The sequence below is a fragment of the Streptomyces sp. NPDC039423 genome (assembly GCF_055598725.1).
Window position 1 is genome coordinate 398,444 of record NZ_JBVKAH010000001.1, and the last position, 16,863, is coordinate 415,306.

General features: G+C 72.0%; 14 protein-coding genes. 6 read left to right on the plus strand and 8 right to left on the minus strand.

All coding sequences use genetic code 11. The annotated features are described in order from the left end of the window. Nucleotides 1-235: 235 nt before the first annotated feature. The gene (gene pepN, locus ACZ7LK_RS01710) at nucleotides 236-2,785 is read right to left on the minus strand and encodes an aminopeptidase N (protein ID WP_392274762.1); all 2,550 of its coding nucleotides are present in this window, start codon (nucleotides 2,783-2,785) and stop codon (nucleotides 236-238) included. A gap of 139 nt (nucleotides 2,786-2,924) precedes the next feature. Here pepN and ACZ7LK_RS01715 point away from each other — a divergent pair, with 139 nt between their 5' ends. Next, complete coding sequence (locus ACZ7LK_RS01715) at nucleotides 2,925-3,560, plus strand: mycothiol-dependent nitroreductase Rv2466c family protein (RefSeq protein WP_392274763.1); 636 nt, start codon at nucleotides 2,925-2,927, stop codon at nucleotides 3,558-3,560. Between the two features lie 217 nt (nucleotides 3,561-3,777). On the opposite strand, the gene ACZ7LK_RS01720 is transcribed toward ACZ7LK_RS01715, so the two are convergent. The 4 genes from ACZ7LK_RS01720 to ACZ7LK_RS01735 form a co-directional block, all read right to left on the minus strand. Then, nucleotides 3,778-4,422 carry a superoxide dismutase gene (locus ACZ7LK_RS01720; protein ID WP_392274879.1) on the minus strand — a complete coding sequence of 215 codons (645 nt, stop codon included), beginning with the start codon at nucleotides 4,420-4,422 and terminating at the stop codon, nucleotides 3,778-3,780. Between the two features lie 75 nt (nucleotides 4,423-4,497). Next, nucleotides 4,498-5,547, minus strand: coding sequence for a glycerophosphodiester phosphodiesterase family protein (locus ACZ7LK_RS01725; RefSeq protein ID WP_471137910.1), 1,050 nt, complete (start codon nucleotides 5,545-5,547; stop codon nucleotides 4,498-4,500). Between the two features lie 170 nt (nucleotides 5,548-5,717). After that, nucleotides 5,718-7,127, minus strand: a complete 1,410-nt coding sequence (locus ACZ7LK_RS01730; protein WP_392274765.1) for an amino acid permease — start codon at nucleotides 7,125-7,127, stop codon at nucleotides 5,718-5,720. A 163-nt stretch (nucleotides 7,128-7,290) separates the two neighbouring features. Beyond that, nucleotides 7,291-8,676 carry an amino acid permease gene (locus ACZ7LK_RS01735; protein ID WP_471137912.1) on the minus strand — a complete coding sequence of 462 codons (1,386 nt, stop codon included), beginning with the start codon at nucleotides 8,674-8,676 and terminating at the stop codon, nucleotides 7,291-7,293. 252 nt (nucleotides 8,677-8,928) lie between these two features. Here ACZ7LK_RS01735 and ACZ7LK_RS01740 point away from each other — a divergent pair, with 252 nt between their 5' ends. Further along, the gene (locus ACZ7LK_RS01740) at nucleotides 8,929-9,519 is read left to right on the plus strand and encodes a biotin transporter BioY (RefSeq protein WP_392274767.1); all 591 of its coding nucleotides are present in this window, start codon (nucleotides 8,929-8,931) and stop codon (nucleotides 9,517-9,519) included. Between the two features lie 146 nt (nucleotides 9,520-9,665). On the opposite strand, the gene ACZ7LK_RS01745 is transcribed toward ACZ7LK_RS01740, so the two are convergent. Beyond that, nucleotides 9,666-11,099, minus strand: coding sequence for an amino acid permease (locus ACZ7LK_RS01745; protein WP_392274768.1), 1,434 nt, complete (start codon nucleotides 11,097-11,099; stop codon nucleotides 9,666-9,668). A 149-nt stretch (nucleotides 11,100-11,248) separates the two neighbouring features. Between ACZ7LK_RS01745 and ACZ7LK_RS01750 the strand changes: the two genes are divergently transcribed. Further along, nucleotides 11,249-11,737, plus strand: a complete 489-nt coding sequence (locus ACZ7LK_RS01750) for a ribose-5-phosphate isomerase (protein WP_392274769.1) — start codon at nucleotides 11,249-11,251, stop codon at nucleotides 11,735-11,737. Nucleotides 11,738-11,966: 229 nt separating this feature from the next. Next, complete coding sequence (locus ACZ7LK_RS01755) at nucleotides 11,967-12,776, plus strand: Fpg/Nei family DNA glycosylase (RefSeq protein ID WP_471137915.1); 810 nt, start codon at nucleotides 11,967-11,969, stop codon at nucleotides 12,774-12,776. Here the strand turns inward: ACZ7LK_RS01755 and ACZ7LK_RS01760 are convergent. Next, nucleotides 12,764-13,993, minus strand: coding sequence for a GNAT family N-acetyltransferase (locus ACZ7LK_RS01760; protein WP_469465266.1), 1,230 nt, complete (start codon nucleotides 13,991-13,993; stop codon nucleotides 12,764-12,766). The two genes, ACZ7LK_RS01755 and ACZ7LK_RS01760, sit on opposite strands and share 13 nt — an antisense overlap. 106 nt (nucleotides 13,994-14,099) lie before the next feature. Between ACZ7LK_RS01760 and ACZ7LK_RS01765 the strand changes: the two genes are divergently transcribed. After that, entirely contained in the window at nucleotides 14,100-15,245 is a 1,146-nt protein-coding gene (locus ACZ7LK_RS01765; protein ID WP_471137918.1) for a SpoIIE family protein phosphatase, read from the plus strand. A gap of 9 nt (nucleotides 15,246-15,254) precedes the next feature. Next, the gene (locus ACZ7LK_RS01770; RefSeq protein WP_392274773.1) at nucleotides 15,255-15,710 is read left to right on the plus strand and encodes an HD domain-containing protein; all 456 of its coding nucleotides are present in this window, start codon (nucleotides 15,255-15,257) and stop codon (nucleotides 15,708-15,710) included. A 13-nt stretch (nucleotides 15,711-15,723) separates the two neighbouring features. Here the strand turns inward: ACZ7LK_RS01770 and ACZ7LK_RS01775 are convergent, their stop codons facing one another. Next, nucleotides 15,724-16,836 carry an acyltransferase family protein gene (locus tag ACZ7LK_RS01775; protein ID WP_471137920.1) on the minus strand — a complete coding sequence of 371 codons (1,113 nt, stop codon included), beginning with the start codon at nucleotides 16,834-16,836 and terminating at the stop codon, nucleotides 15,724-15,726. Nucleotides 16,837-16,863 lie beyond the last annotated feature (27 nt).

Consider the following 16,863-nt stretch of genomic DNA (forward strand, 5'->3'; position numbering starts at 1 on the left):
GGACGACCCCGTCCTAAAGTACGGGCGTTCGACTGCCGATCAGGGACCCCGATCAGGCCCCCGACCAGCACCGCCGCCCCCCGCTCGGACGGATGTCCGTCCCGGGAACGCCCGCGCGGGCCCCGGCCCGTCCCCGAGGCGGACCCTTCCCGGCCGGCACCCCAGGAACACCCCCGGAACACCCCCGCGGCCACCCGGGAGGGTGATCCCGCGCCCGCCGGGCCCGGCGTGGCCGTCAGACGGCCGAGGCGTCGCACCGCTGGGCCCGCAGTGCGCGGGCCAGGTCGTCGCGGGACTCCAGGACCAGGCGCCGCAGCGCCGGGGCGGCCGACTCGTGGGCGGCGAGCCACGCGTCGGCGGCCTCCAGCGTCGCCGGGTCGTCCTGGAGGGACGGGAACAGGCCCCGTACCACGTCCATACCGATCTGGATCGACCGCTCGGCCCACACCCGCTCGATCGCCGCGAAGTACTTCGGGGCGTACGGGGCCAGCAGCGCCCGCTGCGACGGCTGGCCGAAGCCCGCGATCGTCGCCTCCACCAGCGCGTTGGACAGGGCGTCCGACTCGACGACCTGCGCCCACGCCTGGGCCTTGACGGCCTCGGAGGGGCGGGCGGCCAGACAGCGGACCTGGTGGCGCTTGCCCGAGGCGGTGTCGTCGCGCGCCAGTTCCGCCGCGATCACCGTCTCGTCCGCGCCGCCGTGCGCGGCCAGCGCCTCCAGGAACGACCAGCGCAGCTCCTGGTCCACGTCCAGTCCGTCGATCTTCGACGTGCCCTCCAGCAGCTCCTCCAGCAGCCGGTGGTCCGCTTCGGTCGTCGCCGTCGCGGCGAAGAACCGCGCCCAGGTGAGCTGCTGCTCACTGCCCGGCTCCGCGGCCCGCAGCTCCCCGAGGGCGCCCTCGGCCAGCAGCCGGCCACCCTCCTCGCGCCGCTCCGGCGCGGTGTAGTGCACCAGCGCGGTCCGCGCCCAGGCGTGCAGCATCTGGAGCACGCCGATCTCCGACTCGCGCCCGGCGAAGGCCAGCACCAGGGCGATGAAGTCCCGGGCCGGCAGCACCGCGTCCCGCGTCAGGTTCCACAGCGCCGACCAGCACAGCGCCCGCGCCAGCGGGTCCGTCAGGTCGCCCAGGTGCTCCCGCAGCGTCGCCAGCGAGTCCTCGTCGAAGCGGACCTTGCAGTACGTGAGGTCGTCGTCGTTGACCAGGACGAGCGCCGCCCGCTCGGCCCCCGCCAGCTCCGCCACCACGGTCCGCTCGCCGGTGACGTCCACCTCCGCGCGGGCGTACCGCACCAGCTCGCCCTCCGGCGACAGGCGGTACAGGCCCACCGCCACCCGGTGCGGCCGCGGCAGTCCGCCCTCCTGGAGCACGGCGAGCTCCGCCACCCGGCCGTCGGCGCCGTACGTCACCACCGGCGTCAGGACGTTGACGCCCGAGGTCTCCAGCCACGACCGGGACCAGGCCTTCATGTCCCGCCCGGACGTCTCCTCCAGCACCGACAGCAGGTCGTCCAGGCGGGTGTTGCCGTACGCGTGCCGCTTGAAGTACCGGCGGGCGCCCTCCATGAAGGCGTCCCGGCCCGCGTAGGCCACCAGTTGCTTGAGCACCGCGGCGCCCTTGGCGTAGGTGATCCCGTCGAAGTTGAGCTTGGCGTCCTCCAGGTCACGGATGTCGGCCGTGACGGGGTGGGTGGAGGGAAGCTGGTCCGCCCGGTAGGCCCAGGCCTTGCGGCTGTTGGCGAAGGTCACCCAGCTATTGGTGAAGCGGGTCGCCTCGGCGAGCGAGAAGGAGCCCATGAAGTCGGCGAAGGACTCCTTCAGCCACAGGTCGTCCCACCACCGCATGGTGACCAGGTCGCCGAACCACATGTGCGCCATCTCGTGCAGGATGACGTTCGCCCGGCGCTCGTACGCCGCCCGCGTCACCTTGCCCCGGTAGATGTACTCCTCCCGGAAGGTCACCATGCCGGGGTTCTCCATGGCGCCGAGGTTGTACTCGGGCACGAACGCCTGGTCGTACTTCCCGAAGGGGTACGGGTAGTCGAAGTTGTCGTGGAAGAAGTCGAAGCCCTGCTTGGTGACCAGGAAGACGTCGTCCGCGTCGAAGTGCTTCGCCAGGCTGCGGCGGCACATCGCGCCCAGCGGGATCTCCAGCTCGCCGCGCCGGTAGGTGTCCGTCACGTAGTGGTAGGGGCCCGCCACGACACAGGTGATGTACGTCGAGATCGGCGCCGTCTCCGCGAACCGCCACACCCCGCCCTCACGGGACTCCTCGGCGCCGTTGCTCCACACGGTCCAGCCCTCGGGAGCCGTCACCTCGAACCGGAACGGCGCCTTCAGGTCGGGCTGCTCGAAGGTGGCGAACACCCGCCGGGCGTCGGCCGGCTCGTACTGCGTGTAGAGGTAGACCTCGCCGTCCTCCGGGTCGACGAACCGGTGCATCCCCTCGCCGGTGCGGCTGTAGGCGCACTGCGCGTCGACCACCAGCACGTTCTCGTCCGCGAGGCCGTCCAGCGCGATCCGCGAGCCGTCGAACACGGCCGCCGGGTCGAGCGCCTGCCCGTTGAGCGTCACGGCGTTCACCGAGGGGGCGATGAGGTCCACGAACGTGGTGGCACCCGGGGCGGTACTCCGGAACCGGAGGGTCGTCACCGAGCGGAACGTCCGCCGCTCCGTCTCGCTCTCCCCGACCGCGGACCTGAGGTCGAGCGCGACCTCGTACCCGTCGACGGACAGCAGCTCGGCCCGCTCACGGGCCTCGTCGCGGGACAGATTCTCACCGGGCACGGGCGGCACTCCTTCGTGGCTCGTTTCGACAGCAGCGATCCTCCCACGCGCCACTGTCGGCCGGAACGCGGGAATGCCCGGGGCCCTCGTGACGTTGGCCCTCTCCAGGCGCACCCGTTCATCCCTACCGAGGAGACGCATGTCCGAGAGCAGGATCACCGCCGACTTCTGGTTCGACCCGCTGTGCCCCTGGGCGTGGATGACCTCCCGCTGGATGCTCGAAGTGGAGAAGGTCCGCCCGGTCGACGTGCGCTGGCACGTGATGAGCCTGGCCGTCCTGAACGAGGACAAGCTGGACCAGGTGCCGCCGGAGTACCGCGAGATGCTGGAGACCCAGGCGTGGGGCCCGGTCCGGGTCGTGGTCGCGGCGCAGCAGCTCCACGGCGACGAGGTGGTCGGCAAGCTGTACACCGCGCTCGGCACCCGTTTCCACAACAAGGGCGAGGGCCCGACGCCGACGGCGATCCGCGAGGCGCTGGAGGACGTCGGCCTGCCGGTCTCCCTGGCCGAGTACGCCGACAAGGACACCTACGACGCCGAGCTGCGCGCCTCCCACCACGAGGGCATCAGCAAGGTGGGCCAGGAGGTCGGCACCCCGGTCATCGCGGTGCCCGGCGCGGACGGCGAGCAGATCGCCTTCTTCGGCCCGGTCGTCACCCCGGCCCCCAAGGGCGAGGAGGCGGCCCGGCTGTGGGACGGCACGCTGCTGGTGGCGTCGGTCCCCGGCTTCTACGAGATCAAGCGCACCCGTACGGCAGGGCCCAGTTTCGAGTGAACCCCCGCGGCGGCGGGGACCAGTACATCAAGCGCACCCGTACTCAGGGTCCCGACGGACCACCCCCGCACACACGGGGAGCATGCCCCGGTTAACGAAGAAGGCCCCCCGCGAGTCACTCCCCCGGAGGGGGTGCTCGCGGGGGGCCTTCCTGCATCCGCCTGCCCGGTGAAGGTTGAGAAGACGATCACGAGCAGGACGACTCACGCGCCCGTCGTCAGGGGGCGATCAGGGGGGTGCGCTCCTTGGCCCGGGCGTAGCGGCGGGCGACGTCCTGCCAGTTGACGACCTCCCACATGGCCTCGATGAAGTCGACCTTCTGGTTCTTGTACTGGAGGTAGAAGGCGTGCTCCCAGGCGTCGAAGACCAGGATCGGCACCGAGCCCTGGCCCACGTTGCCCTGGTGGTCGTAGACCTGTTCGACGATGAGGCGGCCGCTGACCGGCTCGTACGCCAGCACGCCCCAGCCGGAGCCCTGGGTGGTGGCGGCGGCCTTGGAGAGCTGGGTCCTGAACCGGGCGAAGGAGCCGAAGGAGGCGGTGATCGCGTCGGCGAGCTCCCCCACGCCGTCCGCGGCCAGCGGCTCGCCACCGCCGCCGTTCTTCTTGCCGGTCATGTTGTGCCAGTAGATGGAGTGCAGGATGTGGCCGGAGAGGTGGAACGCGAGGTTCTTCTCCAGGCCGTTGATCGCGCCCCACTGGTCCTTGTCGCGTGCCTCTTCGAGCTGTTCCAGCGTGTCGTTGGCGCCCTTGACGTAGGCGGCGTGGTGCTTGTCGTGGTGCAGCTCGATGATCTGCGGGTTGATGACCGGCTCGAGCTCCGCGTAGTCGTACGGAAGTTCAGGAAGTGTGTAGACCGCCATGTCCGAGCCCTCCGACTGCTGCTTATTGCGAATCATATGCAAGTGCAGGTTAGCAGCAGCAAGCCGTTCCGTTGATCAGTCCTCCGTCCTGGGGCGCGCGTCCCTGGCGATCACCGCCAGATCGGGGAAGTCCGTCACCACCGCGTCCACCCCGAGCGCGAAGTGCCGGGCGTACTCGGCGAACGCGTCCCCGAAGGCGTTCGGGTCGTCACCGCGCCGCAGGTCCTCGGGCAGGTAGCGGTTCTCGGCGCGGAAGGTGTACGCGCCCACCCGCAGCCCCGCCGCGCGGGCGTCCGCGAGCAGGGTCGACGGGGGCGCCAGGGACGACTTGTCGGGGCCGATCCACCGGGCGTACGTGGCGACCGCGCGCAGCCCCGCCGGGGTGGCCATCTCCCGGTACGTCGTCGGGTGCCCGTACGGACCGCCGACGGTGCCGAGGGCCTGCCAGAGCGGGACGCCCAGCCGCTCACGGGCGAGCCGGAGCAGACTGGACGGCTCGAAGGACTGGATCACGCACTCGTGCGGCCCCAGCCCGTTGCGGCGCACCGCGTCGGCGAGGACCGGCTCCAGAGGCAGGCCGATGGAGCGGAAGTACGACGGGTGCTTGGTCTCCGGGAAGACCGTGACGGTCCGGCCGTGGCGCCGGGACAGCCGGCGCGCCAGGCCGATCACCTCCTGGAAGGTCAGCACCCGCTGGCGCCCGTCGAAGACGGTGTTCCTGTTCCGTACGAGCGGGAGGCGCTCGACCGCCCGGAGCGTCTTCAGCTCCGCGAGCGTGAAGTCCTCGGTGAACCAGCCGGTGACGGCCCGCCCGTCGACGGTTTTGGTGGTCCGGCGCCCGGCGAACTCGGGGCGCCGCGCGACGTCCGTGGTGCCCGAGACCTCGTTCTCGTGCCGCACCACGAGGTGGTGGTCCCGGGTGGCCACCAGGTCCGGCTCGATCCAGTCGGCGCCCGTCTCGACGGCGAGCGCGTAGGAGGCGGCCGTGTGCTCGGGGCGCCAGCCCGCCGCGCCCCGGTGGCCGATCACGAGCGGCCCCGGGGCGGCCGAGGCACGGGCGGGGGAGGACAGGGGGCCGGCGGCCGCGGTCGCGCCCGCCGCCACGAGTACCGAGCGACGTCTCATGGGCCCGGACGGTAGACCCGGGGGAGGGGCGCGCCAGGGTCACTTCCGGCCGGGCCGGGCGGATTCCACCCCGGTACCGCACGGGACCGCACGAAAGGGGGAGCCCCGGCGCGCCACGCGCCGGGGCTCCCCCTTCTATGACCGTCAGGCCTTGTCGGCTTCTATGACCGTCAGGCCTTGTCGGCGCCCTTCCGGGCCTGGACGACGTATCCGGCCACCGCGAGCGCCAGCGTCAGCGCGCCCGTGGCGTAGAGCTGATCACGCGTGCCCTCCTCGCGGGCCATCAGCACGAACACCGCCGCCATGCCCGCCAGCGCCGCGTACGTCAGGTACGGGTAGGCCCACATCCGCACGACCAGCTTCTCGGGCGTCTCGCGTTCCAGCCGGCGGCGCAGCACGAGCTGCGAGACCGCGATGAAGATCCAGACGACCAGAATGATCGCGCCGATCATGTTGAGGAGCCAGAGGAAGACGTCGTTGGGGCGCCAGTAGCTGAGCAGCACGCACACGAAGCCGATCACCGAGGACATCAGGACCGCGATGCGCGGCACCCCGCCGGAGAGCCGGCCGAGGGCCTTCGGGCCCTGCCCGCGGGCCACCAGCGAGTGGGCCATCCGGGAGGCGCCGTAGATGTTGGCGTTCATCGCCGACAGCAGGGCGACCAGCACCACGACGTTCATGATCTGGCCGGCGTAGGGGATGTCCAGGTGCTCCAGCGTGGCGACGTACGGGCCCTTCTCGGCGACCGCCTTGTCGGTCCACGGCAGCAGGGTGACCACCACGGCCATCGAGCCGATGTAGAAGACGCCGATCCGCCACATCGCGGTGCGGACGGCCTTGGCGACGCCCTGCACCGGGTGCTCGGACTCGGCCGCCGCGATGGTGACCGTCTCCAGGCCGCCGTACGCGAAGACGGAGGCGAGCAGGCCGACGATCAGGCCCTCGGAGCCGCTGGGCAGGAACCCTCCGTGACCGGTGAGGTTCGTCGTGCCGGGGGCCTCCGTGCCGGGCAGCAGGCCGGTGATCGCCAGCGCGCCGATGGCCAGGAAGATCACGATCGCGGCGACCTTGAGGGCGGCGAACCAGAACTCGAACTCGCCGAAGTTCTTCACGGCCGCGAGGTTGGTCACGCAGAACACGACCATGAAGAGGGCCACCCAGGCCCACTCGGCCGTGCCGGGGAACCAGCCCGTCATGATCTTCGCCGCGCCGATGCCCTCCAGGCCGACGGCCACGCAGAGCAGGAACCAGAACGACCAGCCGGCGGTGAAGCCCGCCCATGGCCCGATGGCCCGTTCGGCGTGCACGGAGAAGGAGCCGGACGCCGGGTTGGCCGCCGACATCTCGCCCAGCATGCGCATCACCAGCATCACGAGCGCGCCGGAGAGCGCGTACGCGAGGACGATCGAGGGTCCGGCGGCCGCGATGGCGGTGCCGGAGCCGACGAACAGACCGGCGCCGATGACACCGCCGAGGGCGATCATCGACAGGTGGCGTTGTTTGAGGCCGTGGGGGAGCGGCGCGTCGGCCGGCGTCTGCTCGACCGGGGTCGAGTCGGCGGGCGCGGAGGTCCGAGACATGGGCGTGCCCTGTTCAGTAGCTGAGACCGGTGCGGTGTGCGGTCGCGCCCGAACGGGTCGGGGCGCGGCCACACAGTCTGGGCGGGGGCACCGTTCACAGGGAACATCCGCCCGCTATACGGACACCGTGCTCACACAAGGTGAAGGAACACGCACACAACCATCACACCCGGCGCGTACGCCACTCCCGCACCCACGCCACCAGCAGCACCACCCCGGTCGCCGCCGCCGACCACAGCACCTGCGGCCGGGAACCGTCGTCCAGCAGCATCAGCACCAGCACCGCCGCCATGGCCGCCAGCGCCGTCCACGTCAGCCACGGGAAGCCCCACATCCGCAGCGTCAGCAACTCCGGCGTCTCCCGCTCGACGCGCCGCCGCAGCCGTAGCTGCGACACCGCGATGAGGCCCCACACGAACAGCAGCACCGCCCCGACCGCGTTCAGCATGTAGAGGAACACCGAGTCGGGCCACTTCAGGTTCAGCAGCACCGAGACGAAACCGAACGCCACCGACGCCAGCACCGCCCGGCGCGGCACCCCGCCGCCCGACACCGCGAGCAGCCCCCTGGGCGCCTCCCCGCGCTCCGCCAGCGAGAAGACCATCCGGGACGAGCCGTACAGGTTGGCGTTCAGCGCCGACAGCAGCGCCACGAACACCACCACGTTCATGATCTGCCCGGCCCCCGGCACCCCGATCGCGTCCAGCACCGCGACGTACGGGCTCTGCCCCGGCTCCATCGACGTCCAGGGCAGCAGCGTCACGATGACCAGCATCGAACCGACGTAGAAGAAGAGGATCCGCCACACCGCGCTGCGCACCGCCCGCGCCACGTTGCGCGCCGGGTCCTCCGACTCGGCGGCGGCGATGGTCACCACCTCCAGCCCGCCGAACGCGAACACCACCGCCAGCACCCCGGAGACCACGCCGTCCCAGCCGTTGGGCAGGAAACCGCCCTGACCGGTGAGGTTCGCCGGCCCCACCGGCGCGGTGTCCGGCAGCCACCCGCCGATCGCCAGCACCCCGAGGACCAGGAACAGCACGATCGCGCCGACCTTCAGCGCGGCGAACCAGAACTCGAACTCGCCGAAGTTCTTCACCGCCGCCAGGTTGGCTGCCGTGAACACCACCATGAAGACCAGCACCCAGGCCCACTGCGGCACCCCGGGCACCCAGCCGTTCGCGATCCGCGCCGCGCCCGTCGCCTCCACGGCCAGCACGACCACCAGCAGGAACCAGTACAGCCAGCCGACGGAGAACCCCGCCCAGCGGCCGAGCGCCCGCTCCGCGTGCACCGAGAAGGCGCCCGACGCGGGCATCGCCGCCGACATCTCCCCGAGCATCCGCATGACGAGCATCGCCAGGGCGCCCGCGATCAGGTACGACAGCACGATCCCCGGCCCGGCGACCGCGATCCCGGCCCCCGAACCGACGAACAGCCCGGCGCCGATCACCCCGCCGAGGCCGAGCATCGTCAGGTGCCGCTGCTTCAACCCGTGCGACAAGGGCTCGGGCGCCGGGGCGAGGGGCGGGGGTGGGGCGTCGTGCATGGCGCTCGTACTCTCACGTATTTGGAAGGACCCCACAGTCTCTCCGGCGACGCCCTCCTGGCGCAAAAGGGACCGTCCAATCGACCTTCCCCGTGACGAGCATCACGCCCGCTGAGGCATATCCCCGGCTCTTTGTCCGAACCCCACCAATGCCCGGTCAACCGCTTTGTGGTCGGCTGACGGTGATCGACCGTTCACTCGTCGACTACGGTCGGGCTGTTCCTGCTGTCCCTCACCCCCGCCGGAGTTCCGATGAGCACTGCCGCCGCCCCCATCCGTCACGGAGTGGTCCTCGCCGACCTGCTTCCGGCCACCCGCGCCCGCGACATCGCGCTCGTCGCCGGCGGCGCGGTGCTCACCGGCATCGCCGCCCAGATCGCCGTGCCCGTGCCCGGCTCACCGGTGCCCGTCTCCGGCCAGACCTTCGCGGCCCTGCTCGTCGGCACCGCCCTCGGCGCCCGCCGCGGCTTCCTGTCGCTCGCGCTGTACACCGTGGTGGGCATGGCCGGCATGCCGTGGTTCGCCCAGGCCACGTCCGGGTATGGCATGCCCTCCTTCGGCTACATCCTCGGCATGCTGCTCGCCGCGACCGTCGTCGGCGCCCTGGCCCGGCGCGGCGCCGACCGCTCGGTGGCGCGCATGGCGGGCACCATGGCGCTCGGCTCCCTCGTCGTCTACGCGGTCGGCGTGCCCTACCTGGCCCTCGCCACCGGCATGACGCTGCCGCAGGCGGTGGCCGCGGGCCTGACGCCGTTCCTCGTCGGCGACGCCCTGAAGGCCGCGCTCGCGATGGGCGTGCTGCCCACCGCCTGGAAGCTGATCGGCCGCAAGGACCGCGGCTGACGCATCGCGTCCCCCCCCAGCGAAAAGGCCCTCCGTGCACCGGTGTACCGGTGCACGGAGGGCCTTTCGCCGTTCTCGCCGGACGCCGTCGGGCAGGTGCCGTCGGGCGTGGTCAGGCGTGGCCGGGCGTCGTCGGGCGGGTGCCGTCAGGTGAGCGAGGCGGCGCGGCGCTTGCGGTCCAGCAGGACGCCGGTGCCCACCACGAGGGCGGCGACCAGCAGCGACGCCAGCACGACCTCGCGGTTGGCGTCGTCGAACAGCATGTAGACCAGCACGAAGGAGATCATCGCGGCGGTCGCCCACGTCAGGTACGGGAACAGCCACATCTTGACCGTGACCTTCTCCGGCACCTCACGCATGAGGATCCCGCGCATCCGCAGCTGGGTGAAGCAGATGACCAGCCAGACGAACAGCGCCACCGCACCCGAGGAGTTCAGCAGGAAGAGGAAGACCGTGTCCTTGAACGCGTAGTTGAAGTACACGGCGACGAAGCCGAAGACCACCGAGGCGAGGATCGCGGCGGTCGGCACGCCCTTGGCGTTGACCTTGGCGAACGCCTTCGGGGCGTCACCGCGCTCACCGAGCGAGAACGCCATGCGCGAGGCGGTGTAGAGGCCCGAGTTCAGGCAGGACAGCACGGCCGTCAGCACGATCACGTTCATGATCTGGCCGGCGTGCGGGATGCCGATGGAGTCCAGGGCCGCGACGTACGAGCCCTTCTTGACGATCGACTCGTCGTTCCAGGGCAGCAGGGTGAGCACGATGAAGATCGAGCCCAGGTAGAACACGGCGATGCGCCAGATGACGCTGTTGGTCGCCTTGGTCACCGCGCGCCGCGGGTCCTCGGACTCACCGGCGGCGAGCGTGACGATCTCGCTGCCCATGAAGGAGAAGACGACCATCAGCACACCGGTGAGGATCGCGCCGGCGCCGTTGGGGAAGAACCCGCCCGCGTCGGTGAGGTGAGCGAGACCCGCGCCCGGGTTGTCCGAGCCCGGCAGGAAGCCGAACACGGCCAGCAGGCCGATCACGACGAAGGCGCCGATGGCGACGACCTTGATGCCCGCGAACCAGAACTCGAACTCGCCGTACGAGGACACCGAGACGAGGTTCGTGGCGGTCAGGACCAGCATCACGATCAGCGCCCAGGCCCACTGCGGCACGGCCGGGACCCAGCCCTCCAGGATCACCGCGCCCGCGGTCGCCTCGACCGCCAGCACCACGACCCAGAAGAACCAGTACAGCCAGCCGATGGAGAAGCCCGCCCAGCGGCCGAGGGCACGGTCGGCGTACGCGGAGAACGAGCCGGAGTTCGGGCTCGCGGCGGCCATCTCGCCCAGCATCCGCATCACGAAGACGACCATCGCACCGACGATGACGTACGAGAGCAGGATGGCCGGACCGGCCTTGGCTATGCCGCCGGAGGAGCCGACGAACAGGCCGGCGCCGATCACTCCACCGATGGCGATCATGGACAGGTGACGGTTCTTGAGGCCGGCCTTCAGACCGTCTGCGGACTGCGAAGTACCGGGTTCCCCGGTGGCTCCGCCTTCCTTCGGCAGGGTCGACTGCGTCGTCATGGACGATTCCTTACGTCTGTGCGGTACTCGGGTTACGAGCCCGTGCATGCAAGCACGAGACCCGGACGTACCGAAAGACCCGATTCCGGATCGTGATACGAGGGCCCCGGCGCCCCGCCCGGCCCCGCGCGCGTGCCACACTCGGACCCATGCGCGTGTACCTCGGCTCCGACCATGCCGGCTTCGAACTCAAGAACCACCTCGTCGAATGGCTCAAGGCCCACGGCCACGAGCCCGTCGACTGCGGTCCCCACATCTACGACGCCCAGGACGACTACCCGCCGTTCTGCCTCCGCGCGGCCGAGAAGACCGCCGCGGACCCGGACAGCCTGGGCATCGTGATCGGCGGCTCCGGCAACGGCGAGCAGATCGCCGCCAACAAGGTGAAGGGCGTGCGGGCCGCGCTCGCCTGGAGCGAGCAGACGGCCGCCCTCGGCCGTGAGCACAACAACGCCAACGTGGTGGCGATCGGTGGCCGCATGCACTCCGTGGAGGAGTCCACCAAGTTCGTGGAGACCTTCCTCAGCACCCCGTACTCGGGTGAGGAGCGTCACACGCGCCGCATCGAGATGCTCTCGGCCTACGAGACCACCGGCGACCTCCCCCCGATCCCTTCCCACCACCCCCAGCACCCCTGACGCCCGCCCGTTGTGGGCATGCGTTCCGCCGGGGCGGAACGGATGGGCACGACGGAACCGGGGCGGTGCCCTTTCCCGTTCCCCCTGGGGCGGTGCGCTGCACCGGTGCGCCCAGGCGCGGGCGGGACGGCAACCACCGGTCCGGCGCGGGGCGGAGCCACGGCCCCGCCCCGCGCCGGACGCCGACCGCGGCACGGTGGGGGCACGGCCCGACAAGGAGACCGCACCCATGCCCGAGGGGCATACGATCCACCGCCTCGCCCAGGACCACCTCGCCCGCTTCGGCGGTCACCCCCTCCGCGTCACCAGCCCCCAGGGCACGTTCTCCCAAGGCGCCGCCCTCCTCGACGGCCGGGTGCTCGACGCCGTCGACGCCCACGGCAAGCACCTCTTCCTGGGGTTCGGCGGCGACGAGTGGGTCCACATCCACCTCGGCCTCTTCGGCAAGGTCCGCTTCGGCGACGCGCCCGCCCCGCCGCCCACCGACACCGTCCGGCTGAGGCTCGCCGGCGCCGGGGCGTACATGGACCTCCGCGGCCCCACCACCTGCGCCCTGATCACCGAGCCGGAGAAGCGGGCGATACACGAGCGGCTCGGGCCCGACCCGCTGCGCGACGGCGACGACCCGGAGCGGGCCTGGCGGCGGATCTCCCGCAGCCGTACCACCGTCGCCGCCCTGCTGATGGACCAGAAGGTCGTCGCGGGCGTCGGCAACGTCTACCGTGCCGAGGTCCTCTTCCGGCACGGCATCGATCCCTACCGCGCGGGCAAGGACCTCCGCCGGGACGAGTGGGACGCGATCTGGGAAGACCTCGTGGCCCTGATGCGCGAGGGCGTGTGCAACAACCGCATCGACACCGTCCGCCCCGAGCACACCCCCGAGGCCATGGGCCGTCCGCCGCGCGTGGACGACCACGGCGGCGAGGTGTACGTCTACCGCCGCGCCACCCTGCCCTGTCACGTCTGCGGCGGCGAGATCCGCACCGCCGGCCTCGCCGCCCGCAACCTCTTCTGGTGCCCCGCCTGTCAGAAGCCGTGAGGCAGCCAGGGCGCCACCGCCGAGCCGAAGGCGAGGGACGCCTCGGCCAGGGCGCCCCGCCGCAGCTCCCGCACCAGGCCCGCGCCCGCCAGCGACGCCAGCGAGTACCCGCCCAGGTACGCGGCGCCCAGCTCCCGCACCGACAGCGCCAGGTCCGGCGCGTCGTCCGTCCGCGCGCACACCGCGCCCTTGGGGTCGCCCGACAGCCGCCACCGCCCGGTGTTCCAGGGGCAGAAGGCGTCCCGCACGTCCAGGACCACGTCCACCGGCGCCCGGTAGGTACGCGCCTCCAGTGCCGCGGGCAGGTCCACCACCCGCAGGTGGAGCCCGTCCTGGACGCGCGTGTTGCAGCGCCGGACGTCGGACACCAGGTGCTGCCACGGGTCGTCCACCGGGCGGTTGGGGACCTGGAGCGTCGACATCAGGTCGATCCCGCACAGGAACCGCCACACCGCCGCGTAAGCCGCCGGGTCCAGCGCGCCCATGCTCCGCAGCCGCACCGTGCCCTTCGGGCCGGCCGCCTCCCACTCCGGCTTGGTGCTGTACAGCGCGAACCCGACCGTCGCCCCGTCCCGCCGCGCCAGCACGCACTGGAGCGGCGACGCCCCATCCCGCGTCCCGGGCGGGTCCAGCAGCGGCAGCCGCTCCCAGCCCGGCCGGCGGGCGAGCATCCCCGGCCGCTCCGGGACCAGCCGCGCGTAAACGGCCTCGCACTCCGCGCTCGCGTCCCCCGGCGCCGCGAGCCGCAGCACTACGTCATCCGTCCCCTCCGGCACGGACAGCCGGACCCGGGTCGTATCGATCTCCGCGCGCAGCTGCCGGGTGGCGATGCCGTACCCGAATCGCCCGTAAATAGCCGGTTCCGACGCCGTCAGCACGGCCAGTGGCTCGCCCCAGGCGAACACGTCGTCGAGCTGGCGCCGCATCATCGACGTGAGGATCCCGCGCCGCCGGTGCGTCGGGGCCACGCTCACCATCGTGACGCCGGCCGCGGGCACCAGCGAGCCGCCGGGCACGGACAACCGGAACGAGAACGCCCCCGTCGTACCGACGCACACGTCGCCGTCCCAGACGCCGAGGGAACGCTCACGCTCGGTGAGCGCGTCCCACAGCTCCCGTTCCTGCCGGGCTTCGAGCGCCCCGCCGAACGCCAGCATCAACTGCCCGTACCAGGCGTCCCATTCGGCCGGCCCGAGGACACGTAAATCCGTCGTCATATGCCATGGGTAGCAGGCACGCGCCCCCCGGGCGACCCAATTTCGAACGCAATGTCACAGGGGTCCCCCTGCACGGGGCGCCGCCGGATGGATAGGGTCCAGGCCAATGGCCCGTAGCGCACGAGTGGACGCGTACCTGGCCCGGATGCGGAAGTCCGCGCGCCGGGTCAAGGTCGGCCTGCGCAAGTCGGGCGTCGACTACTTCCGCGGCGACGGCTCCGACTGGATCGCCCTGGCGGGCCTCCTGCTCACCGTCCCGCTGATCACGTTCCTCACCGTCACCACCCCCGTATGGGCTGCCCCGGCCGCACTGGTCCTGCCCATCGTCGCGGGCGGCCTGCTGCTGCGCCCGGCGAGCCTGCTGGCCCTGTACGCGGCGTCCGCCGGCGCCCTGATCGTCGAGTCCGCCCTCCTCGGCCCGTACACCCAGGGCGCCGCCCGGGTCACCCCCGGCACGGTGCTGGTGGTGGCCGCGTGCGGACTGTTCGGGCTGCTGATAGCGCAGTTCCGGGCCCGGGTGGGGGTGCCGTGGCGGCGCGGTGGGACGATGCTGTTCGACCTGCGCGAGCGCATCCGGGTGCAGAGCGCCCTGCCCCGGCTGCCCAAGGGCTGGCACCACGAGATGGCGCTGCGCCCGGCGGGCGGCCAGTCCTTCTCGGGCGACTTCGTGGTCGCCGCCAGGACGCAGGGCGGCCGCACCCTGGAGGTCGTCCTGACCGACGTGTCCGGCAAGGGCATGGACGCGGGCTCCCGCGCCCTGCTGCTGTCCGGGGCCTTCGGCGGGCTGCTCGGCTCGCTGCCCCCGCACGGCTTCCTGCCGGCCGCCAACGGCTATCTGCTGCGCCAGGACTGGGACGAGGGCTTCGCCACCTCCATCCACCTGGTGCTCGACCTCGACTCGGGCGACTACGAGCTGCTGTCGGCGGGCCACCTCCCGGCGCTCCAGCTCCACGCGGGCAGCGGCCGGTGGGAGGAGAAGTCCGGGGAGGGCCCGCTGCTGGGCGTGTACGACCGTGCCGAGTTCCACTCGGTCAAGGGCTCGCTGCGGCCCGGGGACGTGCTGATGCTGTTCACCGACGGCCTGGTGGAGGCCGCGGACCGGGACATCGCCGAGGGCATCGACCGGCTCACCGGCGAGGCGGACCGCCATGTGGCGACCGGCTTCGAGGGCGCGGCCTGGCACCTGATCGAGGCGTGCGCGAAGGACGTCAACGACGACCGCGCGCTGCTGCTCATCACCCGTGACGCTTAGGGAGGGGACATGGGGTACCTGTCGTTGGCCGAGATCGAGGCGCTCGCGCGGGAGGCCCACGCCGGCCAGACCGACAAGGCGGGCCGCCCCTACGCCGGGCACCTCCGGGCGGTCGCGGAGGGGGTACGGGCCCGGGGCGGCAGCGACGAACAGGTGGCCGCGGCCTGGCTGCACGACGCCGTGGAGGACGACCGGCTGTCCGAGGCCTGGCTGCGCGGGGCCGCCCTGCCGCCGTCCGTCAAGGACATGGTGCTGGCGCTCACCAAGCGGCCGGGCGAGGAACCGGAGGCGTACACCGCCCGGATCCTGGCCGTGCCGGGCGCCCTGCTCGTCAAGGAGGCCGACCTGGCGCACAACGCCGACCCGGAGCGCCTCGCCCTCCTGGATGGGGTGACCCGGGCCCGGCTGACCGCCAAGTACGCGAGGACCCGCGCGCTGCTGGGGCTCCGGCCCGACGGGGCCTGAGCGCCGGGGTCGCTCAGCGGCGGGCGGTGGCGGAGGCCTCCCGCCGGAACGCCCACCCCATCCGCGGCTCGGTCACCCATCGCAGCGCCCGCCGCACCGGCGGGGTGCACAGGGCGGTCACCGCGAGGGCGGCCACCGCCGTGACGACGACCCGCCCGAGGGGGGTGCCGAGGTGGTAGGCGGGGACGAGCGGCCAGTACTCCATGGCCTTCACCAGGAACCCGTGCAGCAGGTAGCCGCAGATGGTGCCCGCCCCGAGGACGGTGAACCAGGTCCGCCGGCGCGGCACCCAGGACAGGAAGGCGACGGTGAGCACCAGGGCGCAGCCGAACAGCGCGCAGGTCATGACCGGCCCGGCCCACCAGGGCGCGTCCAGCTCCTCGGCGCTGGTGCTGCGGTAGAACCAGCTCATCCGGATGTCCGGGGCGATCCAGTAGGTGAACGCCAGGGCGCCCAGCGCGACCGGCACCGCCGCGATCCGTACCGCCCGCCGCCGCACCAGGTCGAAGTGCGCGGGCTCCAGCGACAGGCCCAGCACGAAGAACGGCAGGAACTGGAGCACCCGCTGGAGGTCCAGGTCCTGGCCGATGCCGGGGGTGAGCGAGCCGAGGGCGGCGACGACCAGGGCGACGGGCAGCGGGTGGCGGAGGCTGCGCCACAGGGGGGTGGACAGCCGCCAGACGAACAGCGCGATCAGGAACCAGGTGAGGTAGATCGGGTCGGTCAGGCTCAGGGCCTGGTCGGGGACGTGGCCGGCCCAGCGCCGGTAGAGCGAGTACGCCACCTCGAACACCACGTACGGCACGACGAGCCCGGAGACCAGGCGCCTGAGCTGGTCCGGGCGCCCGGTGAAGCTCCGCGAGAAGTACCCGGAGATCACGATGAACGCGGGCATGTGGAAGGTGTAGACGAACATGTACAGCGCTCTGGTCGCCCGGCTGCCGTCCATGACGGGCTCCCAGGCGTGCGCCATGGCGACGAGCACGATCGCCAGGTACTTGGCGTTGTCGAAGAACGCGTCCCGGCCGGGTCTGTCCGTCCCGCGCTCGCGGGTGCTCGTCGTGGTCTCGGGCTCCCGGACCGGCGGGAGCAGGGCCTGCTGATTTCCATGCGGAGCCTGGAACATCCAAGGCACCCTAGCCACGCCTCCGGC